Below are 23,253 nucleotides of genomic sequence, written 5' to 3'. Positions count from 1 at the left end.
ATTCCGTCGCTCTGATGATTTTATCCATCGCTTCAGTTCTTCTTTCCGTCACTTCGATGAGTCTTTCCGTCGCTTTGGTTCTTCTTTCCGTCACATCGATGGCCTTCCGTCGCTCTGATGATTTTATCCGTCGCTCCAGCTCTTCTTTCCGTCGTTTCGATGATTCTTTCCGTCGCTCTGGCTCTTCTTTCCGTCACCTCAATGACTTTCCGTCGCTCTGATGATTTTATCCATCGCTTCAGTTCTTCTTTCCGTCACTTCGATGAGTCTTTCCGTCGCTTTGGTTCTTCTTTCCGTCACATTGATGGCCTTCCGTCGCTCTGATGATTTTATCCGTCGCTCCAGCTCTTCTTTCCGTCGTTTCGATGATTCTTTCCGTCGCTATATTAAAAATGCAGAAAAAACAAAAACTATCTCCAACTAGACTAGTGAAGATAGCGTTTTGTTTTACTTATTTTTTTAACTTTGCTAAAACCTTTTCCATTAGTTCTTCTTCCGTTAATGCAGCAACAGGACGGCTATTTACAAAGGTAAATGTTTTTTTACGTCCTGGGCCACAATAAGAATGACAGCCAATTTCGATGGTTGCATCAGGATCGATTTCCTTTAATTTTGGAATTAACGTTTTTAAGTTAACGGCCTGACATTCATCGCAAACTTTAAATTCGTTTGCCATTTTGTCAACAACCCTTTCTATATAGTATTTTTTTAATCAAAAAATCAAAAATTCGTCTCTATTGAACGTATGACTTTCACATAGTTAAGTATGTAGCATACGTACAAACCTACATCGGGTATTGTATCGCATTTTTCCCCTTGTATTCAAGCATAATAATTCCTTTCACATAGATGAATAAAAGGTTAAAAGATTGGTCATGCTAGTTGTAAATAAAAGTTCCAAATAAAGGTGGGAGGATTTTAATATGAGTAAAGTAAGACAAGATGCTTGGTTAGAAGAAAACGATGAATTATTAGCAGAGGCGGTTATTCGCCATGTGACGGAAGGTAGTACACAATTAAATGCCTTTGAAGAAGCTGGTGATGCTTTAAATCGTACTGCTGCTGCATGTGGTTTTCGTTGGAATGCTGTTGTTCGTAAAGAATACGAGGAACAATTATCAGATGCCAAAAAGGAAAGAAAAGAAAGAATGCGAGTGTTAGGAGCTCCAGCAAGACGCCGTGCTTCTAGTATGTTTACAGTTAATAGTAGTGCTGCAGAGGGTAAATCGATTCCTCTATCTGCATTAAATCTTGATATTGTTATAGCCTATTTACTACGTTTACAACACTCTGGTGAAATAGGTAATGAGTCTTCAAAATGGAGACAACTAGTACACGTAACATCTGAGAAAAATAAAAAACTAGAGAAGACAATTACACAGCTAGAAGAGGAAAATAGAGCTATTCGAAAAGATTACGAGCAATTTGTTCAAATTATGAACCGTGCTAGACGACTAGTAACACTAGATGAAGAGGAAGAACGAATTGCACCTGTTTTCAAAATGGAGAAAAACGGAAATCTTGTTGTAAGTAGCACTTATACACAAGAAAATGGCGATGCGCTTAATTAGCAGCATCGCTTTTTTCTTTGAACGTAGTACCCTCACTGATTATGCTTACTTTGGTTCAAGCATTTTCGTATTCCGATCTAAAACACGTTGTAAATAAAACGCATATAGCGTCAATTCTTCATCATGAAAAGATTCAGCTCGAATGTCTTCTGCCATGTTGTGAAGAAGCTGCTGTAAACGAATAACAACAGCTTCCACTGTTAATGATGCATCAATTAGTTCAGATAATGACGCCATCACATCAGGGACAATGTTTGGATACGTAAATTTTGTTTCCTCACCCTTTAGACTTTCCTCATAAAAGTCACGAATGAGTGCAGCTCGATCTGAACCGCTTCCTTCAATACATAAATAAATTTGCACTGCTACCCCTTGACGTAAGCGTCTCTGAGAAATACCAGCAAATTTCTTTCCTGCAATACTTAAATCATAGGAACCTGGACAATAGGAGCCTACAATTTCATAGGCTTCAATTTGATCCGCTACTTCAGGGAACAATCCTTTTACTAGAGCTACCATGACATCATAGCCATCATTAATGCTTAGCGCTTCCGTTTGTTCAGATAAAACAATAGAAATATTCAGTACACCTTCATCAAGCACCACTGCTAATCCGCCTGAATTGCGTACAATAGGATCGTAGCCACGTTCTTTGAGCAAGTCCATGCCCTGCTGCACATATGGTAAACGGTGATCCTGAATACCAAGCACAACCGATGCATCATGTACCCATGTACGAATAGTTGGTGGAGAGGCTAATTGCCCAACTAACTGACATAAAGTATCGTCTGTTGCAAAGGATTCAAGTGGCGATCTTTGCTTTGCGCTAATGGATTGATCGTAAAAACGCCAAATCGGCTGTTGTAAAATACTTTTCATGATTGGAGCTCCTCTATCTACATCTATTCTCTTTAGAATACATTATCTATAGAAGGTGTCAAATTCGTGAAATGCCATCATGAACTTAGGGAATTTGTACAAACTATGATAAACTAAAATTTGAATGGTATTCACTTATAAAGGAGTGTTTTTAATAATGAATGAAGCAGCAATTACTTTAGATGGTTGGTACGCTTTACATGATTTCCGCTCAATTGACTGGGCTTCATGGAAACTAGTTTCTGCTGAGGAACGCCAAGCAGCAGTAGAAGAATTCATTGCCTATTTAGAAAAATTAAACGAGGCTGATATCGCTAAAACAGGTGCTCATGCATTTTACGCAATCGTTGGTCAAAAAGCTGACTTTATGATTATGACATTACGTGAAACAATGGATGAGCTACAAGAGCTTGAAGCTGAATTCAATAAATTAGCGATCGCTGATTTTACAATTCCTACATATTCGTATGTATCTGTAGTAGAGCTTTCTAACTATTTAGCCGGTGATTCAGACGAAGATCCTTACCAAAATCCACATGTGCGTGCTCGTCTATATCCTGAACTTCCACGTGCTAAACATGTATGCTTCTATCCAATGGATAAGCGTCGTCAAGGCAATGACAACTGGTATATGCTTTCAATGGATGAACGCAAATCTCTAATGCGTTCTCACGGTATGATTGGTCGTGGCTATGCTGGTAAAGTTAAACAAATCATTACTGGTTCTGTTGGCTTCGACGATCACGAATGGGGCGTAACACTATTCGCAGATGACGTACTGCAATTCAAAAAATTAGTTTATGAAATGCGTTTTGATGAAGTTTCAGCTCGCTACGGTGAGTTCGGTGCATTCTTCGTTGGTAACCTTCTTGATAACGAAAAACTTGTGAAATTCTTAACTGTCTAAAATGCTTTTAAATATAAAAATGCGAGTCCATAGTAGCGGACTCGCATTTTTTAATATTCATTTTCTTCGCTGTTCTCTGATTCCAATATTAAAATAATTGTATGAATAAAAAAGCCAGTTAGAATCATAAGAAAAACTAAATACCAATTATAAGGTTGATGATAGTATTCTGCTATACCAACGGCCATGAATGCACTTATGATAATTGCTACAAACGTACCAAAACTATGCATTATAACACTCCTTCATGAAAGCAAAAAATAATTTTCCACTTTAGTATGTCACAATTTGTTTTTAATATACTTGCAAAACATTAGATTCCATCTATTTAATCAAAAAAAATTAACAAAAAATAAGAAAGTGTCACCACAACGATGACACTTTCTTATTTTCATACCTCAAGACCTTTCATCCTTAACCTTCAAAATTAGTATGATTGTATGGATGAAAAATCCTACTACAATTATTAATATAAAGAGATACCAATGGAGTGGCTGTCCGTAAAAACTCCCTACTAAAAATGCCAGCACAGCACTCAACAAAATGCCTACCCAAACACCAATCTCCATACCCTATCACCTCACATGTATTCAATACACATGCAATTTCCTATCTCACATTCCCGATTATATTTTCTATCTCTATTTACCCATGTTTATAAAATTTAGGCTCATCACCATAACGTGGGGTTGATTTCCGTTCCGGCTAGGCTGTTTCCTGGGGACGTTGGGGCAAAAAATGTTTTCTGTGTGAAAGCGTAGCGCAGCAACAGAATGCTCATCACAAGGCGTTACCACGGGACGTGATGCTATTTGCCTTCGTTTCCCTACCCTTTTGCGCTTCGGGGTCTCATCTGTGACGCTGTTTCCCAAGGAGCTCATCCTCACTCCAATCAACTTATATATATGGCATACGTTTGGTGTTGAATATCTAAATTTTTTAAAAGTCTGGCCCTCTTTTACAGACTACTCGTTATTACTAATATATGCTTAGCATTTTTAAATTGTGAATTTCTTTCGATCAATTATGCCTCGGCATAGTTGTTGCTGTCGCTTCGCTTTCGCACAGATAAACAATGCGCTCGGAGGCTTTGGGCCAACAAATGTTTTCTGTGCGAAAGCGTAGTGTTAACGCAGCGGCAGCAACAAGATGTTGGTCACTCAGTCGTTGCCACAGGACGTGGCGTTCTTAGACTGAGTTCCTCTATTTCAGCAGGTGTTTTGGCATCCACTGAAAAGTAACTTAGCCCCGTATTCATCTCACCGCCTATAGTGGTGGAAGACATCTGTAGCTGACGCTTCGCTTTCGCTACCAAAACACTTGTACCTGTCGCTTCGCTTTCGGTCAAAAGACATCTGCTGAAAAAAGTTAAAATTGAACATGTCTACAATACCATCATGCATATACTGTCTGCGAGGAGGAGTGAAAATCGCCGCCGTTATAAAGACGAATGATGCACAAACAGCCATGTTAGCAAGGCTTATGCGCTCTGAGGCAGAAGGTGAAGGAAATTTAGGTATGCTGATGGTCGGCAATGTTGGCGTCAATCGTGTACGAGCCGATTGTTTAGATTTTACGGATGTTCGTACAATTGAACAAATGGTTTTTCAGCGTCCTGGGGGCTTTGAAGCGACACAAAAAGGCTACTTTTATCAACGAGCACGTGATCAAGATCTTCGATTAGCGAAGAGAGTTATTCAAGGCGAAAGATTCCATCCGGCGACTCGTTCGCTATGGTTTTTCAGACCTGAGGGAGATTGTCCAGCGCAATGGTATGGTCAGTGGAACACGGGAAGATTCAAAGCACATTGCTTCTTCTCGCCAACCGAAGAAGATTGTCCTCAAATCTAAAAGAAAGAAGGTTGATAACTTATGATGCCTTATTATTGGACACCGACAACGCAACAACAAATGCCTCCACAGGTAATGCCTCCACAGACGACTGGAGCACGACCACCTGGACGGGAGCAATCGTATATTGAAAATATTTTCCGTTTGAATCGCGGAAAACCTGGTACTTTCCATTTTTCCTTCGAGCATGCGGTAGAGCAAGGGAAAAACACGAAAACTGTGCGAGGCGTTGTAGAAGCTGCTGGTCGAGATCATGTTATTTTACGTGAACTCAAATCGAATCATCGTTTCCTATTCCCAATGATTTACTTTGATTTTGCTGAGTATGATGAAGAAATGGCTTATTTTAACCAAAATCCATAAGAAATAAGCTATTCAAAAATTCATATTTTCTTATATGGTAAAATCCCGCTCCTCTATATGCGAATAAAATAAGTACAGAATCGGTTTGCTCCTTCGCTCCGTTTTACTCACGCTTCGTCGCATTGCAAGTTCCGCTAGACTGCCAATTGGGTCTGGTGTTCTTGCTTGCATTGCAAATATTTTCGTATGTAACGAGGAATCTGCATGGATATTTACCATTAGATCAAAAGAATTGGCATGTTAGGATACCTCCTAGCATGCCAATTTTTATTTACTATTGATTTTCTTGTAAAAACTGCAATGTTGCTTTTCCTAATGTTTTAGCAGCAATCAACATTGCACGTTCATCAAAGTCAAAGCGTGCATGATGGTGAGGATATGCTACTTCCCACTCTGGCTTTTTAGCACCCGTGAAGAAAAATGTTCCTGGTACATTCTCTAAATAATACGCAAAGTCCTCACCAATCATAAATGGTGGGCACGTTATTATATTTTCTACTCCAGGTATATCTGCTGCAAGTTGTGCAATAAATTCTGTTTCTTTCACATGATTATACACAGGTGGATAGCCTCTTGTATAACGATAGTCATAACTTGCACCGAATGCCAAACAAGTGGCATTTAAAATGGCCTCAAGTTCTTGCTCCATTTGTTTACGTACCTGCTCTTCAAAAGTACGGACTGTTCCAGCTAATACTACCCGTTCGGCAATAACATTGAAAGGATTAATCGCCTCCAAATGACCAATCGTTAAGACGGCTGATTTTAATGGATCAATACGTCGAGATATAATTTGCTGTGCATTAACTACAAACTGTGACGCAAGTGTAACTGCATCTATAGAATGATGAGGCTCCGCACCGTGACCACCTTTGCCATGAATCGTAATTTCCACTTTATCCGCAGCAGCCATAATTGCTCCATCTCTCACCAATATATCCCCTAACGGTGTTGGTGCCCATAAATGTGTACCGAAAATAACATCTACTCCATCTAAACAGCCATCTTCGATCATAGGCTTTGCTCCACCTGGCGCCATTTCTTCTGCATGCTGATGAATAAATACCACATTGCCCGCAATATCATCCTTTATAGCATTAAGTGCTTTAGCAAGCCCTAATAATGTTGCAGTATGACCATCATGTCCACATGCATGCATTTTACCATCCACTTTTGATTTATAAGGGACGTCATTTTCCTCCTGAATTGCCAGTGCATCAAAATCAGCTCGCAGTGCCACTGTTTTACCTGGCTTCCCTCCGCGTAAAGTAGCAACAACACCACGTTCACCTACATGCTCACGAACCTCATGTCCTAATGCTCGATGAAAAGCAGCTACATAGGCTGGCGTTTCCACTTCCTCAAAGGATAATTCCGGGTATTCATGTAAATGACGACGAATCGCTACCATTTCATCATAGTTATTATCTAGTAAAGTAAAAAGCTTCTCCATATCACAAAACCTCACTTCCTATTTGTCGAACTTATTTGATAATAATAGTGTACTATAAATCCTTACAAAAACAATAGGAATTAAAACTACCTTTCTATTGAAATTATATTGTTGATAAGGAATGAAAATTCTCTTGAAAGAGGTCTGTAAAAAAAACAAAAACCCCCTCACACATAGTGCAAAGGAGTAACTTAGAAAGAAAATTTATATTCAATTTTTATCGCGCATGTTTAAGGGCAGCAACTATAATTAGAACCCAGCCAGTTAAAAATAGAACACCACCAATTGGTGTGATGGCACCTAGAACTTTAACGCCGCTAATTGCCAGTACATATAAGCTTCCTGAAAAGAAGACAATACCTAGGTTGAAAAAGATTCCAGCTAAATTTAACTGCTTTACTTCACCTAGTAGTTTCGAGCTCATCAATATGCCAATCACCAGTAAAGCCGTGGCATGAAACATTTGGTACTGAACAGCTGTTTCCCAAATTCCGCGACTATAATCGTCTAGAACCTCTTTTAAAGCATGTGCACCGAATGCACCCAATGCCACTGCTAAAAAGCCGTGGAGTGCACCTGTTACGATAAATTTTTTCATGTCATTTTCCCTACCTTTTATCAATTTCACCTTGGCGAATTGTAGCTGACGCTTTGCTTTTGCTACAGAAAACATTTGCCGCTTTCGCGCAGATAAACAATGGTCCGGATTTTGAATTGTGCTTGCACAATTTATTCCTTTCAAAATCTGTGACATCCGCCGGAGGCTTTATCTTCATTCAGTAGGCGTTGGGACACCTACTGAAAAGGAACAACATCCGCATTCATTTAGCCACCTTCAGAGGTGGGAGTCTTCGCTGAATAAAGATAATTAAAAGTCAAAAATTGAATCACCATTTGCTCCGTCTTCTTCTTCAATTTTTGCCGTATATAGGCTTGTTTGCTTTGGCTCTGACACAAGCATTTGTGGCAGATGTTTTGACTGGGCTTTAGAAATGCTATCAGATGAGTCTAATACCACATCACATAATGCTCGGATTGCCGTTAAGGCTTCACGAATTTGTTGTTCGTCTCCTGCATTTTTGACACCAGATAATTGTTTTTCAAGTTGTTGAATAACGGCTTGATAAGGAATCATTGCATTCTCCCACTTTCTGCTTTTGGCACAAATTTTAGACAGTCTGTGCCAGAGGATTGTTTAACGACAACAGATGGTATTTGCTTCGTTTTAAAGCCATATGCTACACAGGCCCGTGGAGTTTGAGGGTCCCACGTTACTTTAAAATATTGACATTTGAAACAATTTACCTTCATCGTTGTTCCTCACTTTCTTCTATTAACTGTAACACGAAATGATGAGTGATGTGCATCAATTTCGCCTTGGTGTAATTGTTGCTGTCGCTTCGCTTTCGCACAGATAAACAATGTTGCTGTCGCTTCGCTTTCGCACAGGTAAACAATGTTGCTGTCGCTTTCGCTAAAAAATATTTACTGAATGAAGATATACGATTTGTGCCAATCTAAGCTAGACTCCAATCAATTGGTTGCTCTCCCCATTCCACTAACTGTGTATTGATCTTGGAGTATGGTTTACTGCCGAAAAAACCTCGATAAGCACTTAGTGGACTTGGATGAGGTGCTTCTAAAATTAAATGTGGTGTTGAGTGTTTACGAATTAATTGTTTTTTACGTTGTGCTGGTTTACCCCACAGCACAAAAATAATTGGTTTATCTCTTGATGCTAATTTATCGATTACAGCATCGGTAAATTGCTCCCACCCTTGTTCTTTATGAGAATTCGCCTGACCTACTCGAACAGTTAATACAGTGTTCAATAACATTACTCCCTGCTGCGCCCATTTTGTCAATGTTCCATTTTGAGGGATTGGACAGCCAAGATCATCTTGTAACTCTTGTAGCATATTGCGTAGGCTTGGTGGATGTTTAATTCCCGGCATGACCGAAAAGCTTAATCCATGTGCTTGGTTTGGTCCATGATACGGATCCTGACCTAAAATTACGACCTTTACATCTTGATAAGCCGTCGTATTAAATGCATTCATTATGTCATTTATCGAGGGATAAATTGTTTCTGCTGAATATTCATCTGCTACAAATTGACGTAGCTTTGTGTAATATGTCTTTTCTATTTCTTCTGCAAGTATTGCTTGCCAATCATTCAGGAATTCTTGTTTCATTGTAATATAAGCCCCTTCCTCTTCTTACAACGGTACAAAAAAATAATGTTGAATTCAAGTATCCCGTTCAATTATGCCTTGGCATAATTGTAGCTGACGCTTTGCTTTCGCTACAGATAAACAATGCGTCCAGATCGGCTTTGTTCTTAGACCTGCAGATGTTTTTTGCGCGAAAGCGTAGCGGCAGCAACGTGTTTTTGTCTGTGCGAAAGCGAAGCGACAGCAACGACAGATGTTTTTTGCGCGAAAGCGTAGCGGCAACAGCAACGAAGCAGGTCAGTTAGCCTTTATCGCATGGATACAATGGTTTTAGGCTAACATCCTTATGAACTCATTTCCGATTCTGTGACATCCGCCAGAGGCTTTAACTTCTTTCAGATGAAGAGTGAGAAAAAACCACATTCATCTCACTGTCTTTAGAGATAGGAGACTTCTACTGAAAGAAGTTAAACTGACCTTCTAAAAATATCTAACTCTGACTATTTTTATAACATCAGAATAAGACTATACTAGATGGTAATTTTAAAACTTTCATCTATAAAGGAGATATTCCACATGGCTCTTAAAAAAACTTTAACGATTGCTGGTTCAGATACATCAGGTGGCGCAGGTATGCAAGCCGATCTTAAAACATTTCAGGAGCACGGCACATATGGCATGGTTGCATTAACCGTTGTCGTAACAATGGATCCAAACGGTTGGACTCATAACGTAACGCCATTACCAACAGAGCTTTTACAAAAACAAATTGATACTGCTCTTTCAACAGGCATTGATGCCGTAAAGACCGGTATGCTATCAACAGAAGAAATTATTCGTATCGCAGGTGATGCTATCGCAAAATCTGGTACGGAAAATGTTATCATTGACCCTGTAATGGTATGTAAGGGAGAAGATGAAGTATTGAACCCTGGCAATACAGATGCAATGATTCAACATCTTTTACCATTGGCTGCAGTTACAACACCTAACCTATTTGAGGCTGGCCAATTAGCTGGAACTGGAACACCAAAAACAATCGAGGAAATGAAAATAGCCGCTCGTAAAATTCACGACCTTGGTGCCAAAGCCGTTGTGATTAAAGGTGGAAAAGCGTTAGCTACTGAAAAAGCAACTGACTTATTCTTCGACGGCGAAAAATTCTACTTATTAGAATCTGAAAAAGTAGCTTCTACTTATAACCACGGGGCTGGCTGCACATTTGCTGCTTCCGTAACAGCAAACCTCGCGAACGGTCTTTCAGTACAAGAGGCTGTAATTGAAGCAAAAGAATTCGTTTCAGCTGCAATCGCTCACGGTTGGGCATTAAATGACTATGTAGGACCAGTTATGCATGGTGCAAAATCTCGTTTTGGCGCACCACAAGTAACAGTGACAGAAATTTAAAAGCGAAAAGAGACTGGGACATAACTAGCTGATATCCAGACAAAGAGAAATCGAGGTCATTCGATTTCTCTTTTTTCTTGGATTTATTGAGAAATCTATAAACGCTTTGTGCGCTTGTTTCGGTACTTTTCGTTCAGAACGTAGTTTTTCAATTTTTTGATCATACGCTTGTACTTTTTCAACTAATGGAATACTGCCATTTTTGCTCCAAAAGAAAAAGCGATTTCTCGTTATGAAAAATCACCAAATAATCTCCTTTTACTATTTCTAAAAGTTAACTTTTATTTCTTTTAAAGAATTCTTTTGCTTCTTCTATTTGCTTACTTGGTAAAGTGCGTAGTAATTCTTGTTCTAACCATGCTATTGTCTTATTCCGTAAATAATTTCGCATTTGTTCTTCAGCCTCAAGCATTACAATATTAATAGTACAGTTCGATTGACTCGAACAAGATTCACACTCTTTGTCTGTGTCTTGATAAGCAAAGTTTGCTTTAATATTCTTACACTGAAATATTGGCTTTTCACCTTCAACAGCTCGTACAACATCCCAAAACGAAATATCTTCTGGTTTCTTATTAAGACGATAACCTCCTTTTACGCCAGGTACTGAACTTACAATCCCTTCCTTAGACAACTTACCTAAAACTTTTGAGAGATAGGTTTCTGATAACCCTTGAAATTCTGATAAATCTTTTATCCCAATACTTTCACTTGGTGGTACATCTATTAAATAAACAAGACTGTGTAGGGCATATTCAACCATGACACTATATTTCATTACTTCACCGGGTCGTTATACAGGCAAGTGGTTCACTCTATACAAATGACGATTGGTATACTGAAGTGGAATATTCCTATAAGTACCTTAAATCAATGTTTAACTTTCTTGGAATAGAAGATTTTAAAATCCTGCGTGTCCAAGGAACAGCATTATTGAATACAGAAGATGTTTTACAAAACGCACTTAATGATTCGGACCAATTATCCGTTGAATTAGCTCATAAATAACGAAAAGGCATCTGATTAGTTTCAGATGCCTCTTTTACATATAGTAGTTCTCCATCATTTCGAGCCGATAATCCCATGGATCGTTCATCGAAATGAATTGAGCCAATGCCTTACTTTCCTTTTTACGATCTGCACGCGCCTTTGCTCGTTCAGATGCCGTTTCATGTAGTTTTGTTTCCTCTACTGTTTCTGGAATAACAGATGGAACTGGGGCTGGTTTATTATTTTCATCTAATGCAACAAAGGTTAATAAGGCTGTTGCCGCTACCTTACGTTCTCCCGTTTTCAAATTCTCAGAAATGACCTTGACGAAAACTTCCATTGAAGATGTCCCAGTCCACGTTACATAAGATTCGAAATAGACAGAATCGGTCGGGCGTATTGGATGTAGGAAGTCTACAGAGTCCGTTGAGGCTGTCACACAATCTCTACGACTATGCTTAGCAGCAGAAATTGAAGCTACTTGATCGATATCACTCATTAATCGACCGCCAAACAGTGTATTATGATTGTTAATATCATTCGGAAAAACTCGACTTGTACGCATAACTCTAGAATCTTTACAATATTTAAAGTTTTTGTTCACATCTATTCCCCCTAAAAACAACTGTTTATTTCTACTATATTGCTCTATTTTTCCATAAAAATCAAATAAATTATTTGAAAATTAAGAATTTTTATTTCGGCTGTCGTTTTTTATTAATTCTCTGGACAAGATACGCTACTACTTCATATGCCATATATTAGCTGTATACGGGAGGGAGAAAAATGGCAAGACGTAGACAACAACAAGACCCAAACGGAGAAGGGAATTTCCTAGCTGGTCAAGAAGCAGGTCTCCTAGGTGAAGATACAGGTACCCAAAGTGGAGATATAACCTCTACCAAAGTAGAATTAATATCTTCAATGGTTTTGACAATAGGGTATTCACTAGCAACCCTCTCCACCATTTTAGCATTGCAGGAAGAAGAGGCAAATGAACAAGCAAGAACATCCGACGCGCAAAATCAAAGTGTACAATTTAGACAAATGCATAAGCATCTATCACATCTCAACAATCGTCTAGATTCCATTGAACGAAAACTCAACCGATATTAACAAATACATACCCCCACAAAAACCGCTAATTATAAAAAGCCGCAATTCTCCGTCATAAAAGAGAATCGCGGCTTTTTTTACTATACTATGATAATGAGCTTTCAGTCTTCTTCCCTTTTTTACAGCTATACATATCAATGCTGAAGGAATGTCATCTATTGTACCAAGATAGAATTCGTTATTAAAATTCCCTTCAACATCAAGCGCTGCCTTTCCGTCAGTTAAGGAAGAAATCATGGTCAGTATCTTTTCATTTGTGAAACCGTATACAATACAAAACGACACATTTTGTACAAAATTGCTTTCACATTCATTATATTGATATATTTCTATAATTTTTTCAAGGATATTGCTTAAAAAATCTTCATAGATTAAAAGATGCAATCAATTAAAAGAGCTTTATTACTTCTCCATACTCTTCTGTTGTGAATACTCTAGAGTTTGTAATAAAATGCATATTTTCAACACTATCTAAAGAAAAACTTGCACCTCTGCCCTCAATCGCATGAATAATCAATTGCGTATGCTTAAAATATTCATATTGCGCTCTATGAATGTAAAAAGGAACGTCACCTATTGTACCAAGATAGATATCGTTTTCACCAATTTTAAAATCTCCTTCTACATAACACATCGGTGCAGAGCCATCACAGCAACCTCCAGATTGATAAAACATGATAGCGCCATGCTGACTCTTAATTAACTCTATTAAATTTAAAGCCTCTTTTGTTGCAATCACTCGTTCTACCATGTTGTTATTCATCCCTTGGTATTAGAAAAATCCTTGTGCTTCTTTTTTGTAGCTCACTAAAAGACACTTAGTTTGTTGGTAGTGATCTAACATCATTGCGTGGTTTTCACGACCGATACCTGAAAGTTTGAATCCACCAAATGCAGCACCCGCTGGATATTGATGATAAGTGTTTGTCCACACACGACCAGCTTGAATAGCTCGACCTGCACGGTAAGCGATGTCACCAGAACGTGACCAAACACCAGCACCTAAACCATATTCTGTATCATTTGCAATTTCCATAGCTTCATCGAAATCTTTGAATGTAGTCACGCCAAGCACTGGACCAAAGATTTCTTCTTGGAAGATTCGCATTTTATTGTGACCTTTGAAAACTGTTGGTTTAATGTAGTTACCTCCTGCAAGGTCGCCTTCAAGAATATTTTCTTCTCCGCCTATTAAGCACTCAGCACCTTCTTCTTTACCAAGTTTTAAGTAAGAAAGGATTTTTTGTTTTTGTTCGTTAGAAGCTTGAGCACCCATCATGACTTCTGTATCTAATGGATTACCTATTTTAATAGCTTTTACGCGTTCTAATGCAAGTTCAATAAATTTATCGTAAATGGATTCTTGAACAAGTGCACGGGAAGGACAAGTACAAATTTCACCTGAGTTTAATGCGAACATCACAAAGCCCTCAATTGCTTTATTTAAATATTCATCATCTGAAGCCATTACGTCCTCAAAGAATACGTTTGGTGATTTACCACCTAACTCTAACGTTACAGGAATAATATTTTCAGTTGCATATTGCATAATTTGGCGACCAACAGCTGTTGAACCAGTAAAAGCAATTTTTGCAATTCTTTTGTTCGTTGCAAGTGGTTTACCAACTTCAACACCAAAGCCGTTTACAATGTTAAGTACGCCTTTTGGTAGAATGTCTTGAATTGTTTCAATTAACACTAATAATGAAACTGGCGTTTGCTCAGCTGGTTTCATCACGATACAGTTCCCTGCTGCAAGTGCAGGAGCAATTTTCCAAGCAGCCATTAAGATTGGGAAGTTCCAAGGAATGATTTGGCCAACTACACCTAGTGGCTCTTGGAAGTGGTATGCAACCGTGTCGTTATCTAATTGTGTTGTACGTCCTTCTTGTGCACGGATAACACCTGCAAAATAACGGAAGTGATCAATTGCTAAAGGAATATCTGCGTTTAAAGTTTCGCGAACTGCTTTACCATTATCCCATGTTTCTGCAACAGCAATCATTTCTAAGTTTTCTTCAATGCGATCTGCGATTTTATTTAAAATAGAGGCACGCTCAGTTGCACTTGTTTTACCCCATGCATCTTTTGCTGCGTGTGCTGCATCAAGGGCAAGCTCAATATCTTCAACTGTTGAACGAGCTGCTTTTGTGAAAACTTGACCTGTTACAGGTGTTTTATTTTCAAAGTATTGACCTTTTACTGGAGGAACCCATTCGCCACCGATAAAGTTATCATATTTTTCTTTGAAATTTACTACTGCACCCGGAGTATTAGGATTTGCATATATCATAGTATCAATCTCCCCATATTTTATTTATGAAACCGCATACAAATTATAACGACACAATTTATATTAATCTGTTTCATGTGTCCTATATTGATACATCAAAATAGTTTTTTCAAGGAATTAACACTAATAATAGTGAAAAATAGTTTTTTTAAAATAAAGAAATTTCAGTATTTTATCAATAACATTTATGATTAGTTTGGCAACAAAGTCTTTCGATTTCCCTTTGTCATCTTTTTTAACTATACTTAAAGGAGAAATAATCGAGAGGAGTGTTAAGATGCAAGAAGTACAAGTAAAGACGTTGCAGGAATTATTGAATTCTTTCGCCAACAAAGACGTTTATATTCATCTTGAGACGACAAACGGTTCTTATGCAGCACACTATGATGAGAAATTTTTCAATGCAGGTGCTTTTATTCGCAATGCAAAAATCAACTATGAACTTGCTAAAGTGGTAGATGATTCACCCCATCGTGTCGGATTAAAAATGGCACATGGCTGGGTTTATGCTCAAGGCATCACACATTTTGAATTAGATGATTTAGGTCGTTTATTAATGGCTGGACTAGACTACTCAGGTAAATTGGCGATTGCACTCGAAATTAGCGAAACGCCATTTACTTACTAAGGGGGACAACTTTTTGAATTTACAACCACAACGTCATATTTTAATTGTTTACCCTCACCCAGATGATGAGGCTTTTTCAGTTGCTGGAACAATTGCCTACTATACAAAGAAAATGAATACACCTGTTACATATGCCTGTTTAACTTTAGGCGAAATGGGGCGTAATTTAGGAAATCCTCCTTTTGCAACACGTGAATCTTTGCCAGAAATTCGACGCAAGGAGCTTGTTGCAGCAGCAGAGGCTATGGGAATACAAGATTTACGTATGCTTGGTTTCCGTGATAAAACGATTGAATTTGAAGACGATGAAAAAATGGTAAAGCTTGTTGAAGGTTTAATAGAGGAGTTAATGCCTTCTCTTATCATTACATTCTTACCTGGTTTTGCAGTTCATCCTGACCATGAGGCAACAGCACGTGCTGTAGTAGAAGCTGTTCGTCGTATGCCAAAAGCCGCACGCCCACAAGTGTTAGGCTGTGCCTTTGCAAATGATACAATTGAAAAAAATGGTGAGCCACATGTTGTCAACGATATCAGTGAAATGAAGATGGATAAAATTAAAGCATTACAAGCACACGCATCCCAAACAGCTTGGATGATGCAAGAAACAGAAAAACGTGTTGATGACGGCGAGCCAATGAGTGAAAGCTGGCTTAATATCGAAAAGTTCTATATTGTGAATCCTGATCAATATGTAAAATAACAAATAAAACGGTTCTGTCCTCTTTCTTCATTGAGAACAGAACCGTTTTATATTAAGCAACCTTCATTTTTTTTAAGAAATGAATAATGAAAGTAATAGCAAAAATAATAATTAATACAACAAAAAACATATAATGTGGAATGTGAATACCGATGACGCTGGCTAGCATTTTCAGTGCAATAATTCCAATAATAATAAATGCTGTTGCCTCTAATTCTGGTATTTTTTCAATAACGATTAAAAATAAGCCTGCAATAGTTCTCATCATTAAAATACCTAGCATTCCCCCGATTAGCAATATCCAAATTTGATTGGATATCGCAAAAGCAGCAAAAATCGCGTCAATTGAAAAGGCAATATCCATCAGTTCTACAGAAATAACCGTTGCCCAAAACGTTCCAAAAAGACGAACGATCAACCCTGTTTTTTTCATCTCCTTGGCACTATCCGCTTCCCCAATCTGCAGGAAATGAGCGACACATAGCCAACCTAAATACAGGGCTCCTAGCAATTTAATAAACCAAAACTCTACCAAATAAACACCTATTCCAATAAATAAAAATCTGAAAAAATAGGCCCCCAACATACCGTACATTAATGCTCGTTTGCGTTGCTTGTTTGGTAAATGCTTCACTAGCACTGCTAATACGAGAGCGTTATCTGCTGAGAGTAAACCTTCTATTATTACTAGCGTTGATATTAACCCCCAAGATACAGGGTCAGATAAGATCTCTTTCCACATTTCCCAATTGAAAAATTGAATGTATGTAGATAGAATTCCTTGAATGATTTCCAATTACATACCCTCCTACTTGTCCTAAGGTATTCTAGTATATGCTTGACCATTTTCGTTATGAGGAAATGTGTGCATCCTTTATTTCTACAAAAAATTCTCGTAGAAATTTAATTATTCTGCATTTTGTAGTTTCCTAGACGAAATAGACACCGAAAATTTAGAATTTACTAAAAATTAATAACAAAAAGCTTATAATATGTGCTATCATAGATAAATGTTTTATACGTATACGGAGGATGAATATTATGGAAGCTGCTGACACTAGAACTGTGCAGGTAGAAAATATCTTGATTGCACATCATTTCTTAAAAGACGTAGTGGTGCACACGCCGCTACAAAAAAATGACTATTTATCTGAGAAATATGGAGCTAATATTTATTTTAAACGCGAAGATTTACAGCATGTACGCTCATTTAAACTTCGTGGTGCCTATTATAAGATTAAAAAAATTGAAGAAGAGGCTCGTAAAGTTGGCGTCGTTTGCGCGAGTGCGGGTAATCATGCCCAAGGCGTAGCCTACGCCTGTGCACAATTGCAAATTCAAGCAAGTATTTTTATGCCTCAAACAACACCTAAGCAAAAAATTGACCAAGTGCGTATGTTTGGTCGTGAATATGTAGAAATTATTTTAGCTGGCGATACCTTTGATGATTCTGCAGAAAGTGCATTTGCTTACTGTGATGAACACGAAAAGATCTTTATTCACCCATTTGATGATTTTGATGTCATTGCCGGACAAGGAACCGTCGCTGTTGAAATTATGAATGACATGGAGGAACCGATTGATTACGTGTTCGGTAGTATTGGCGGCGGTGGCTTAATGTCAGGTGTTTCTGCCTATGTGAAAAACCTTTCTCCTAACAGTAAAATTATCGGTGTAGAGCCTGCTGGTGCAGGCAGTATGAAGGCTGCATTTGCAGAAGGTGGTGCAGTGGCACTTGATTGGATTGACAAATTCGTAGATGGTGCTGCGGTAAAGTGCGTCGGTAACCACACATATGACGTTTGTCGTCGCTACTTAGACGACATCTTACTAGTACCTGAAGGAAAAGTATGTACAACAATTTTAGATCTTTACAATAAACACGCTATTATCGCAGAGCCTGCTGGAGCATTATCAGTAGCAGCAATCGACTCCTATAAAGAGGAAATTAAAGGGAAATCAGTCGTTATCATCATTAGTGGTGGTAATAATGACATCGGTCGTATGCAGGAGATTAAAGAAAAGTCTTTAATTCACGAAGGCTTACTATACTACTTCATCGTTAGTTTCCCACAGCGTGCAGGTGCGCTTCGCCAATTCCTAACAAGCGTGCTAGGACCAAATGATGACATTACAACTTTCGAATATACAAAGAAAAACAACAAAGAAAGTGGTCCTGCCCTAGTCGGTATCGAGCTTGGCAATCGTGAAGACTACGAAGGATTACTCGCTCGCATGCACGAATTCGGCTTCAAATACAAAGAAGTAAACAACGACATTCAACTATTTGGCTTACTAGTCTAAAATAAAGGGTCACACTTGCTACTGCTAAAGTAGGTGTGGCTTTTTTAGGTTTATCGGAATAAATTTGTGATTTATCGGAACAATTTCGAGATTTATCGGAACAATTCACGATTTTATCGGAATGTTTCATCAATTTATCGGAACATTATATAAAAACAGTCTATCTGACCGCTCTGATAGACTATACTATTTAATAATATACTTTCGATTCTTCTTTGCACCTACTTCTTGAAGCTGTAACGACTTCAATATTTTATATACTGTTTTAGCGCAAGAGATACCGAAAAAATCTTGAAATATACTATTGGATATAAATTCTCCATACATAAATCGGTAATCTTTCAGTGCATTATTGAATGCTTGATGATCTACCTCACCACAATTCTCACACTGCCACTTACCTTGACGATAGTGCATGACAAATCGATAATCGCACTTAGAACATAATACACCTTTCTTTAGTTCATCCATCTTCATATCGAATGTCCATAGCGTAGGTTTATGCATCATTAGAATATGTTTTGAGAGTTCTCTTAAAACTTTTTCACTTAGATAGACTTGTTGATGTTGCCTGAACAGCTGCTCCATTTTCTCAGCTAAACCACTCACATGAATAATCGGTTGCGCAGACAAACTTGACGTCATAATCATGTTCGGATTTGCAGAGACAATCATATAGACAATAGGTATATGATAGCCTGCCTTTTGAAAAATCTGATGCAAAAACCTAGCATGCCGCTTTACTTGATCAAAGGGATTTCTAAAACCATCTACTCTGCCATCAGAAGTAATTCGAATAAATTGATGATTATCTTCCATATATTCTATACGCCCAACGATATTTTTAATTTCCACTATTAAAACAAAATTTCGCGACATATATAATGTATCCATTTGATATATTGCCCCACCTTCAGCATTAAGCTGTACATCATGCAATAAATAATGCGCATGCTCCAAATAGATTTCCTGCCATTCCTGATCTACTCTTTGTTCACCTGCATACCCTGCTCTTGTTCTATTTAGCATTTCTTGATAGTAAGTAGACTTTGGGTGAGATTTCGGTAACCGCCTTTCAATCATTTCTAATGTGAGTTGCTTCGATGAAACTTCGCGCTTTTTTAGTATCATAGTTTCACCTCCTTTAGCTAGATTATAATGTACTTTATCGAAACAGTTTGCTTATTTATCGAGAACTTTTTTAATTTATCACCCAACTCCCCAAAATATCGACATCAAGTGAAAAACGCCCACACATTTTGTATGAGCGTTTTATCATTTATTATCCTAGTAGCGCACGGTCTGAGTTCATTTTCTCTCCGCGGATACGTTCGAACTCTGCCATCAAATCCGGGATGGTTAATTCATGCTTACGATCCTCGCCAACCTCTAAAATGATTTGACCTTTATCCATCATAATCAGTCGATTTCCTAAGTCTAATGCTTGTTGCATATTGTGCGTGACCATCAATGTCGTTAAGTTGTCTTTCTCAACTAAATATTTCGTAATACGTGTGATTAACTCTGCACGAGATGGGTCAAGCGCCGCCGTATGCTCGTCTAGTAATAAAATCGAAGGCTTCGTAAATGTTGCCATTAAAAGAGACAAAGCTTGACGCTCCCCTCCCGAAAGTAAGCCGACTTTTGCAGACAATCGATTTTCAAGATTTAAACCCAACATCTCCAACGATTCCTTGAAAAATTCCCGACGCTTTTTATCAACACCGAAGCGTATGCCTCTACTCTTATTCCGTGAGTAAGCTAATGCTAAATTTTCCTCAATCGTCATTGTTGGTGCTGTGCCAGCCATTGGATCCTGGAATACGCGACCAATATAGTGAGAACGCTTATATTCTGGTAAAGTAGTAACCTCATTCCCATCAATCGAAACCGAGCCGAAGTCTGGTGTTAGTGCGCCAGAGATCATATTCATCATAGTCGATTTACCAGCACCATTACTGCCGATAATTGTGACGAAATCCCCTGGCTTTAAGTGCAAATTAATTTCTGCAAGTGCAATTTTTTCATCAGGCGTACCTTCATTGAAAATCTTATTAATATCTTTTAATTTAAGCAAGGCGCTTTCCTCCCTGCTCAACTGTCTTTACGCTTGTCTTCTCTGCTGCGCGCTTCACCTTGCGTTTGCGCTCCTTACTCTTATTAATAAATTGAGGTAAAATTAGCGCTATGATAACAATGATAGCTGTTATTAACTTCATATCCCCTGAATCAAGGAAATCTACTCGTAATGCTAATGCTAAAATAATGCGATAAATGATGGCTCCAGCAATGACAGCGAAAGTTGTGCGCATAATCGTTTTTGTACCAAAGATTGCTTCACCGATAATAACAGATGCAAGGCCGATTACAATCATCCCAATCCCCATACTTACATCTGAGAACTTCGAATATTGTGCGATTAAAGCTCCCGAAAATGCAACAAGTGCATTAGAAATTCCTAGCCCTAGAATAATAAGTGTATCTGTATTTGCCGAGAAGCTACGAATCATACGCTTATTATCACCAGTAGCTCGAATAGCCAGGCCGATCTCTGTTTTCAAGAACCAGTCAGCAATGAACTTAATTAAAATTGTGATGATTAATACTACGATTATCGTACTCCATGTTGAAGGTAGTTGATGAACGCCGATGCCTTTTAATAGATTATTTAATGCCGTATCGATTCCTAAATTACTCCAAAATGCTTGAAACTTTGAAAATAAAGTCTCTGAATTTAATAGTGGTATATTCGGACGACCTATCGTATTTTCTGCCGTTGATCCCATAATACGTAGATTAATAGAATACAAAGCAATCATCATTAAAATCCCCGATAATAGAGGATTAATTTTTCCTTTTGTGTGAAGAATTCCTGTCATACATCCAGCAATAAATCCAGCAACAATTGCTACTAAAGTCGCTAAGATTGGATGGTAGCCAAGCATAATCATCGTCGCCGCTGTAGCTGCCCCTGTTACAAAGCTCCCGTCAACCGTTAAGTCCGGAAAATCTAACACACGGAATGTTAAATACACACCAAGTGCCATAATTGCATAGATGATCCCTTGCTCCATCGCGCCAAATATTGCTAAAGGCATAGTTGCATCATCTCCTCATAATTTCTTAATAAATATAAATTGGCTCATCACATAATTTTGGGATTAATGTATAATTCTTAAAAGTACTCTATTCGCTCGTAACTATATATAGTGCTAATCCTTCCTCATAAATGACTTCATTTTTTATTCTAAAAAGTAGATAAAGCGGGGGTAGTTTTAGTTCTCCCCCGCTTCGCTACATAAGACGATCATGTCAGGTCATTACTTTTCTAACAGCTCTGCACCCCAAGAATCTTTAATTTCGATTCCTAAATCATCCGCTACTTTTTTATTGATTAATAGTTTTAGTTTTTGTGGGTATTGCGCTGGTATATCAGCAGGTTTTGCTTCACCTTTTAGAATCTTCACAGCCATTTGCCCCGCTTCATAACCGATGTCATAATATTCAAAACCATATGCCGCTAAGCCACCACGTGCAACAGAGTCAAGCTCTCCTACAACTAGTGGTAATTTATTAGAGTTTGCTACATCAATTACTGACTCAAGAGCCGATACTACTGTATTATCAGTAATGATATAGAATGCATCTGCTTTACCAATTAATGATTCAGCAGCTTGTTTTACTTCTGCAGAAGTTGCTGCAGATGCCTCAGCTACTGTTAGGCCTTGCTCAGCCATAACTTTTTTCACTTCTTTTACTTGTGCTACTGAGTTTTGCTCACCAGCGTTGTAAACCATACCTACTTTTTTCGCACCTAATTCCTTTAAGAATGCTACTGTTTTCGAAATAGTATCAGGATGTAAATCGATCGTTCCTGTTACATTTTTCCCTGGCTTCTCCATCGATTCAATAAGCTGTGCGCCAACAGCATCCGTTACAGAAGTGAAGACGATCGGAATATCACTAGTAGCTGTCGCCGCTGCTTGTGCAGATGGCGTAGAGTTAGCAAAAATTAAATCTACGTTGGCACTTACTAGATTGTTTGCAATCGTCGTGTTAAGACTGTTATCCCCTTGCGCTATTTGTGACTCGAATTCAACTTTTAAGCCCGATTCTTCAATTGCTTTTTTGAAACCTTCAGTTGCAGCATTTAAAGATGGATGCTCAACAATTTGAGTAATCCCAATCTTATATGTTTTGTCATCTGCATTGCTCTCACTTGCATTATTCTTTTCTTTCTCTTTCGAATCTGATGAACTAGAACCACCGCTACCACAAGCAGCAAGCATTAAAACTAATCCAAATAGCAGGAACGAAAGCTTTTTTAAATTGCTTCTCACAAATAATCCCCCCGATATTATATTATCTTTGATATTTATCACACTTTATCCAAACAAAGTGTGAACGTATCGCTATATTATCTTTATTATATCGCTTCGTCAACAACATTATGAATGTTCTGACTTTTAAATTTAACAAAATATTTTATTTTTTCACTCAATTCGTCGCTTTAAACCGCTAAACTACGCTATTTTTACAAATTGATTTCTTTTTCTAATATAACAAAAATTTTTTTGACAATTTTCGCAAAGCTATTTTTCAGAGATTTGATTT

General features: G+C 38.1%; 29 protein-coding genes and 1 pseudogene. 12 read left to right on the top strand and 18 right to left on the bottom strand.

Annotated elements, in window-relative coordinates; genetic code table 11:
- Both ACMZ42_RS07255 and ACMZ42_RS07250 read left to right on the top strand, forming a co-directional pair.
- Positions 1-221, top strand: a 221-nt coding sequence (locus ACMZ42_RS07255) for a hypothetical protein (protein WP_415731020.1), incomplete at its 5' end; no start/stop codon positions are given.
- Complete coding sequence (locus tag ACMZ42_RS07250) at positions 221-424, top strand: hypothetical protein (protein ID WP_415731019.1); 204 nt, start codon at positions 221-223, stop codon at positions 422-424. The genes ACMZ42_RS07255 and ACMZ42_RS07250, both read left to right, overlap by 1 nt.
- A gap of 27 nt (positions 425-451) precedes the next feature.
- Here ACMZ42_RS07250 and ACMZ42_RS07245 read toward each other — a convergent pair whose 3' ends face one another.
- Positions 452-676, bottom strand: coding sequence for a DUF1450 domain-containing protein (locus ACMZ42_RS07245; protein WP_049667962.1), 225 nt, complete (start codon positions 674-676; stop codon positions 452-454).
- Positions 677-923: 247 nt separating this feature from the next.
- Between ACMZ42_RS07245 and ACMZ42_RS07240 the strand changes: the two genes are divergently transcribed.
- Complete coding sequence (locus ACMZ42_RS07240; RefSeq protein ID WP_415731018.1) at positions 924-1,571, top strand: RsfA family transcriptional regulator; 648 nt, start codon at positions 924-926, stop codon at positions 1,569-1,571.
- Between the two features lie 45 nt (positions 1,572-1,616).
- Here the strand turns inward: ACMZ42_RS07240 and ACMZ42_RS07235 are convergent, their stop codons facing one another.
- Positions 1,617-2,450 carry a biotin/lipoate A/B protein ligase family protein gene (locus ACMZ42_RS07235; RefSeq protein WP_415731017.1) on the bottom strand — a complete coding sequence of 278 codons (834 nt, stop codon included), beginning with the start codon at positions 2,448-2,450 and terminating at the stop codon, positions 1,617-1,619.
- 157 nt (positions 2,451-2,607) lie between these two features.
- Here ACMZ42_RS07235 and hemQ point away from each other — a divergent pair, with 157 nt between their 5' ends.
- Positions 2,608-3,357, top strand: a complete 750-nt coding sequence (gene hemQ / locus ACMZ42_RS07230) for a hydrogen peroxide-dependent heme synthase (protein WP_370082792.1) — start codon at positions 2,608-2,610, stop codon at positions 3,355-3,357.
- Between the two features lie 50 nt (positions 3,358-3,407).
- On the opposite strand, the gene ACMZ42_RS07225 is transcribed toward hemQ, so the two are convergent.
- Together ACMZ42_RS07225 and ACMZ42_RS07220 are read right to left on the bottom strand one after the other, a co-directional pair.
- Positions 3,408-3,590 (bottom strand): hypothetical protein, encoded by a 183-nt coding sequence (locus tag ACMZ42_RS07225; RefSeq protein WP_370082794.1) that lies wholly within the window; start codon positions 3,588-3,590, stop codon positions 3,408-3,410.
- A 923-nt stretch (positions 3,591-4,513) separates the two neighbouring features.
- Complete coding sequence (locus tag ACMZ42_RS07220; protein WP_415731016.1) at positions 4,514-4,705, bottom strand: hypothetical protein; 192 nt, start codon at positions 4,703-4,705, stop codon at positions 4,514-4,516.
- Between the two features lie 119 nt (positions 4,706-4,824).
- On the opposite strand from ACMZ42_RS07220, the gene ACMZ42_RS07215 reads away from it, so the two are divergent.
- Together ACMZ42_RS07215 and gerQ are read left to right on the top strand one after the other, a co-directional pair.
- The gene (locus tag ACMZ42_RS07215; protein ID WP_400941852.1) at positions 4,825-5,208 is read left to right on the top strand and encodes a cell wall hydrolase; all 384 of its coding nucleotides are present in this window, start codon (positions 4,825-4,827) and stop codon (positions 5,206-5,208) included.
- Positions 5,209-5,229: 21 nt separating this feature from the next.
- Positions 5,230-5,571, top strand: coding sequence for a spore coat protein GerQ (gene gerQ, locus ACMZ42_RS07210; protein ID WP_142509394.1), 342 nt, complete (start codon positions 5,230-5,232; stop codon positions 5,569-5,571).
- A gap of 274 nt (positions 5,572-5,845) precedes the next feature.
- Here gerQ and ACMZ42_RS07205 read toward each other — a convergent pair whose 3' ends face one another.
- The 5 genes from ACMZ42_RS07205 to ACMZ42_RS07185 form a co-directional block, all read right to left on the bottom strand.
- Positions 5,846-7,024, bottom strand: coding sequence for a M20 family metallopeptidase (locus ACMZ42_RS07205; RefSeq protein WP_370082796.1), 1,179 nt, complete (start codon positions 7,022-7,024; stop codon positions 5,846-5,848).
- A gap of 217 nt (positions 7,025-7,241) precedes the next feature.
- Positions 7,242-7,622, bottom strand: a complete 381-nt coding sequence (locus ACMZ42_RS07200) for a DUF423 domain-containing protein (RefSeq protein ID WP_370082798.1) — start codon at positions 7,620-7,622, stop codon at positions 7,242-7,244.
- A 270-nt stretch (positions 7,623-7,892) separates the two neighbouring features.
- A complete protein-coding gene (locus ACMZ42_RS07195) occupies positions 7,893-8,159 on the bottom strand; it encodes a YwdI family protein (RefSeq protein WP_370082800.1) in 267 nt (88 codons plus the stop codon).
- The gene (locus ACMZ42_RS07190; RefSeq protein WP_068985233.1) at positions 8,156-8,335 is read right to left on the bottom strand and encodes a uracil-DNA glycosylase; all 180 of its coding nucleotides are present in this window, start codon (positions 8,333-8,335) and stop codon (positions 8,156-8,158) included. Before ACMZ42_RS07190 ends, ACMZ42_RS07195 begins: the two co-directional genes overlap by 4 nt.
- Positions 8,336-8,541: 206 nt before the next feature.
- On the bottom strand, positions 8,542-9,219 hold the full coding sequence (locus ACMZ42_RS07185; protein ID WP_415731015.1) for a uracil-DNA glycosylase: 678 nt from the start codon (positions 9,217-9,219) through the stop codon (positions 8,542-8,544).
- Between the two features lie 555 nt (positions 9,220-9,774).
- Here ACMZ42_RS07185 and thiD point away from each other — a divergent pair.
- Complete coding sequence (gene thiD / locus ACMZ42_RS07180; RefSeq protein WP_370082804.1) at positions 9,775-10,605, top strand: bifunctional hydroxymethylpyrimidine kinase/phosphomethylpyrimidine kinase; 831 nt, start codon at positions 9,775-9,777, stop codon at positions 10,603-10,605.
- Positions 10,606-10,879: 274 nt separating this feature from the next.
- Here thiD and ACMZ42_RS07175 read toward each other — a convergent pair whose 3' ends face one another.
- A complete protein-coding gene (locus ACMZ42_RS07175; RefSeq protein WP_415731014.1) occupies positions 10,880-11,383 on the bottom strand; it encodes an Rrf2 family transcriptional regulator in 504 nt (167 codons plus the stop codon).
- Positions 11,384-11,394: 11 nt separating this feature from the next.
- Between ACMZ42_RS07175 and ACMZ42_RS07170 the strand changes: the two are divergent.
- Positions 11,395-11,613 (top strand): annotated as a pseudogene (locus ACMZ42_RS07170) (NAD(P)H-dependent oxidoreductase); the annotation flags it as partial.
- A 34-nt stretch (positions 11,614-11,647) separates the two neighbouring features.
- Here ACMZ42_RS07170 and ACMZ42_RS07165 read toward each other — a convergent pair.
- A complete protein-coding gene (locus ACMZ42_RS07165; protein WP_142509401.1) occupies positions 11,648-12,199 on the bottom strand; it encodes an acyl-CoA thioesterase in 552 nt (183 codons plus the stop codon).
- A gap of 182 nt (positions 12,200-12,381) precedes the next feature.
- On the opposite strand from ACMZ42_RS07165, the gene ACMZ42_RS07160 reads away from it, so the two are divergent.
- Positions 12,382-12,711: a hypothetical protein gene (locus ACMZ42_RS07160; protein ID WP_370082806.1), complete on the top strand. Its 330-nt coding sequence runs from the start codon at positions 12,382-12,384 to the stop codon at positions 12,709-12,711.
- A 388-nt stretch (positions 12,712-13,099) separates the two neighbouring features.
- Here ACMZ42_RS07160 and ACMZ42_RS07155 read toward each other — a convergent pair whose 3' ends face one another.
- Positions 13,100-13,462, bottom strand: coding sequence for a DUF779 domain-containing protein (locus ACMZ42_RS07155; RefSeq protein WP_370082808.1), 363 nt, complete (start codon positions 13,460-13,462; stop codon positions 13,100-13,102).
- A 21-nt stretch (positions 13,463-13,483) separates the two neighbouring features.
- Complete coding sequence (locus tag ACMZ42_RS07150; protein WP_328007773.1) at positions 13,484-15,004, bottom strand: aldehyde dehydrogenase family protein; 1,521 nt, start codon at positions 15,002-15,004, stop codon at positions 13,484-13,486.
- 277 nt (positions 15,005-15,281) lie between these two features.
- Between ACMZ42_RS07150 and ACMZ42_RS07145 the strand changes: the two genes are divergently transcribed.
- Both ACMZ42_RS07145 and bshB2 read left to right on the top strand, forming a co-directional pair.
- On the top strand, positions 15,282-15,632 hold the full coding sequence (locus tag ACMZ42_RS07145; RefSeq protein WP_049667947.1) for a YojF family protein: 351 nt from the start codon (positions 15,282-15,284) through the stop codon (positions 15,630-15,632).
- Positions 15,633-15,645: 13 nt separating this feature from the next.
- Positions 15,646-16,335: a bacillithiol biosynthesis deacetylase BshB2 gene (gene bshB2, locus ACMZ42_RS07140; protein ID WP_370082812.1), complete on the top strand. Its 690-nt coding sequence runs from the start codon at positions 15,646-15,648 to the stop codon at positions 16,333-16,335.
- Between the two features lie 52 nt (positions 16,336-16,387).
- Here the strand turns inward: bshB2 and ACMZ42_RS07135 are convergent, their stop codons facing one another.
- Positions 16,388-17,131 (bottom strand): TerC family protein, encoded by a 744-nt coding sequence (locus tag ACMZ42_RS07135; protein ID WP_415731013.1) that lies wholly within the window; start codon positions 17,129-17,131, stop codon positions 16,388-16,390.
- A gap of 245 nt (positions 17,132-17,376) precedes the next feature.
- Between ACMZ42_RS07135 and ilvA the strand changes: the two genes are divergently transcribed.
- Positions 17,377-18,639, top strand: coding sequence for a threonine ammonia-lyase IlvA (ilvA, locus tag ACMZ42_RS07130; RefSeq protein ID WP_415731012.1), 1,263 nt, complete (start codon positions 17,377-17,379; stop codon positions 18,637-18,639).
- Between the two features lie 186 nt (positions 18,640-18,825).
- Here the strand turns inward: ilvA and ACMZ42_RS07125 are convergent, their stop codons facing one another.
- From ACMZ42_RS07125 to ACMZ42_RS07110, 4 genes are all read right to left on the bottom strand, one after another.
- Positions 18,826-19,770, bottom strand: a complete 945-nt coding sequence (locus ACMZ42_RS07125) for a nuclease-related domain-containing protein (protein WP_415731011.1) — start codon at positions 19,768-19,770, stop codon at positions 18,826-18,828.
- A 151-nt stretch (positions 19,771-19,921) separates the two neighbouring features.
- Complete coding sequence (locus tag ACMZ42_RS07120; protein ID WP_370082820.1) at positions 19,922-20,716, bottom strand: ABC transporter ATP-binding protein; 795 nt, start codon at positions 20,714-20,716, stop codon at positions 19,922-19,924.
- On the bottom strand, positions 20,709-21,737 hold the full coding sequence (locus tag ACMZ42_RS07115) for an ABC transporter permease (RefSeq protein WP_370082822.1): 1,029 nt from the start codon (positions 21,735-21,737) through the stop codon (positions 20,709-20,711). The genes ACMZ42_RS07120 and ACMZ42_RS07115 overlap by 8 nt, the downstream gene beginning before the upstream one ends.
- Positions 21,738-21,959: 222 nt before the next feature.
- Complete coding sequence (locus ACMZ42_RS07110; RefSeq protein ID WP_370082824.1) at positions 21,960-22,979, bottom strand: ABC transporter substrate-binding protein; 1,020 nt, start codon at positions 22,977-22,979, stop codon at positions 21,960-21,962.
- Positions 22,980-23,253 lie beyond the last annotated feature (274 nt).

The sequence above is a fragment of the Lysinibacillus sp. NPDC056185 genome (assembly GCF_047737915.1).
Classification (GTDB): Bacteria; Bacillota; Bacilli; order Bacillales_A; family Planococcaceae; genus Lysinibacillus.
The sequence above is the reverse complement of the archived record's forward strand: the minus strand, read 5'-3'. Positions and strand labels throughout refer to the sequence as shown.

Coding starts and splice junctions, on each gene's coding strand:
- ACMZ42_RS07155 (WP_370082808.1), bottom strand. CDS start 13,462: ATGGTAGAACGAGTGATTGCAACAAAAGAGGCTTTAAATTTAATAGAG.
- ACMZ42_RS07240 (WP_415731018.1), top strand. CDS start 924: ATGAGTAAAGTAAGACAAGATGCTTGGTTAGAAGAAAACGATGAATTA.
- ACMZ42_RS07150 (WP_328007773.1), bottom strand. CDS start 15,004: ATGATATATGCAAATCCTAATACTCCGGGTGCAGTAGTAAATTTCAAA.
- thiD (WP_370082804.1), top strand. CDS start 9,775: ATGGCTCTTAAAAAAACTTTAACGATTGCTGGTTCAGATACATCAGGT.
- ACMZ42_RS07190 (WP_068985233.1), bottom strand. CDS start 8,335: ATGAAGGTAAATTGTTTCAAATGTCAATATTTTAAAGTAACGTGGGAC.
- ACMZ42_RS07125 (WP_415731011.1), bottom strand. CDS start 19,770: ATGATACTAAAAAAGCGCGAAGTTTCATCGAAGCAACTCACATTAGAA.
- ACMZ42_RS07225 (WP_370082794.1), bottom strand. CDS start 3,590: ATGCATAGTTTTGGTACGTTTGTAGCAATTATCATAAGTGCATTCATG.
- ACMZ42_RS07205 (WP_370082796.1), bottom strand. CDS start 7,024: ATGGAGAAGCTTTTTACTTTACTAGATAATAACTATGATGAAATGGTA.
- hemQ (WP_370082792.1), top strand. CDS start 2,608: ATGAATGAAGCAGCAATTACTTTAGATGGTTGGTACGCTTTACATGAT.
- ACMZ42_RS07250 (WP_415731019.1), top strand. CDS start 221: ATGATTTTATCCATCGCTTCAGTTCTTCTTTCCGTCACTTCGATGAGT.
- ACMZ42_RS07200 (WP_370082798.1), bottom strand. CDS start 7,622: ATGAAAAAATTTATCGTAACAGGTGCACTCCACGGCTTTTTAGCAGTG.
- ACMZ42_RS07175 (WP_415731014.1), bottom strand. CDS start 11,383: ATGAAATATAGTGTCATGGTTGAATATGCCCTACACAGTCTTGTTTAT.
- ACMZ42_RS07145 (WP_049667947.1), top strand. CDS start 15,282: ATGCAAGAAGTACAAGTAAAGACGTTGCAGGAATTATTGAATTCTTTC.
- ACMZ42_RS07115 (WP_370082822.1), bottom strand. CDS start 21,737: ATGCCTTTAGCAATATTTGGCGCGATGGAGCAAGGGATCATCTATGCA.
- ACMZ42_RS07160 (WP_370082806.1), top strand. CDS start 12,382: ATGGCAAGACGTAGACAACAACAAGACCCAAACGGAGAAGGGAATTTC.
- ACMZ42_RS07245 (WP_049667962.1), bottom strand. CDS start 676: ATGGCAAACGAATTTAAAGTTTGCGATGAATGTCAGGCCGTTAACTTA.
- ilvA (WP_415731012.1), top strand. CDS start 17,377: ATGGAAGCTGCTGACACTAGAACTGTGCAGGTAGAAAATATCTTGATT.
- ACMZ42_RS07195 (WP_370082800.1), bottom strand. CDS start 8,159: ATGATTCCTTATCAAGCCGTTATTCAACAACTTGAAAAACAATTATCT.
- ACMZ42_RS07185 (WP_415731015.1), bottom strand. CDS start 9,219: ATGAAACAAGAATTCCTGAATGATTGGCAAGCAATACTTGCAGAAGAA.
- gerQ (WP_142509394.1), top strand. CDS start 5,230: ATGATGCCTTATTATTGGACACCGACAACGCAACAACAAATGCCTCCA.
- ACMZ42_RS07215 (WP_400941852.1), top strand. CDS start 4,825: ATGTTAGCAAGGCTTATGCGCTCTGAGGCAGAAGGTGAAGGAAATTTA.
- ACMZ42_RS07235 (WP_415731017.1), bottom strand. CDS start 2,450: ATGAAAAGTATTTTACAACAGCCGATTTGGCGTTTTTACGATCAATCC.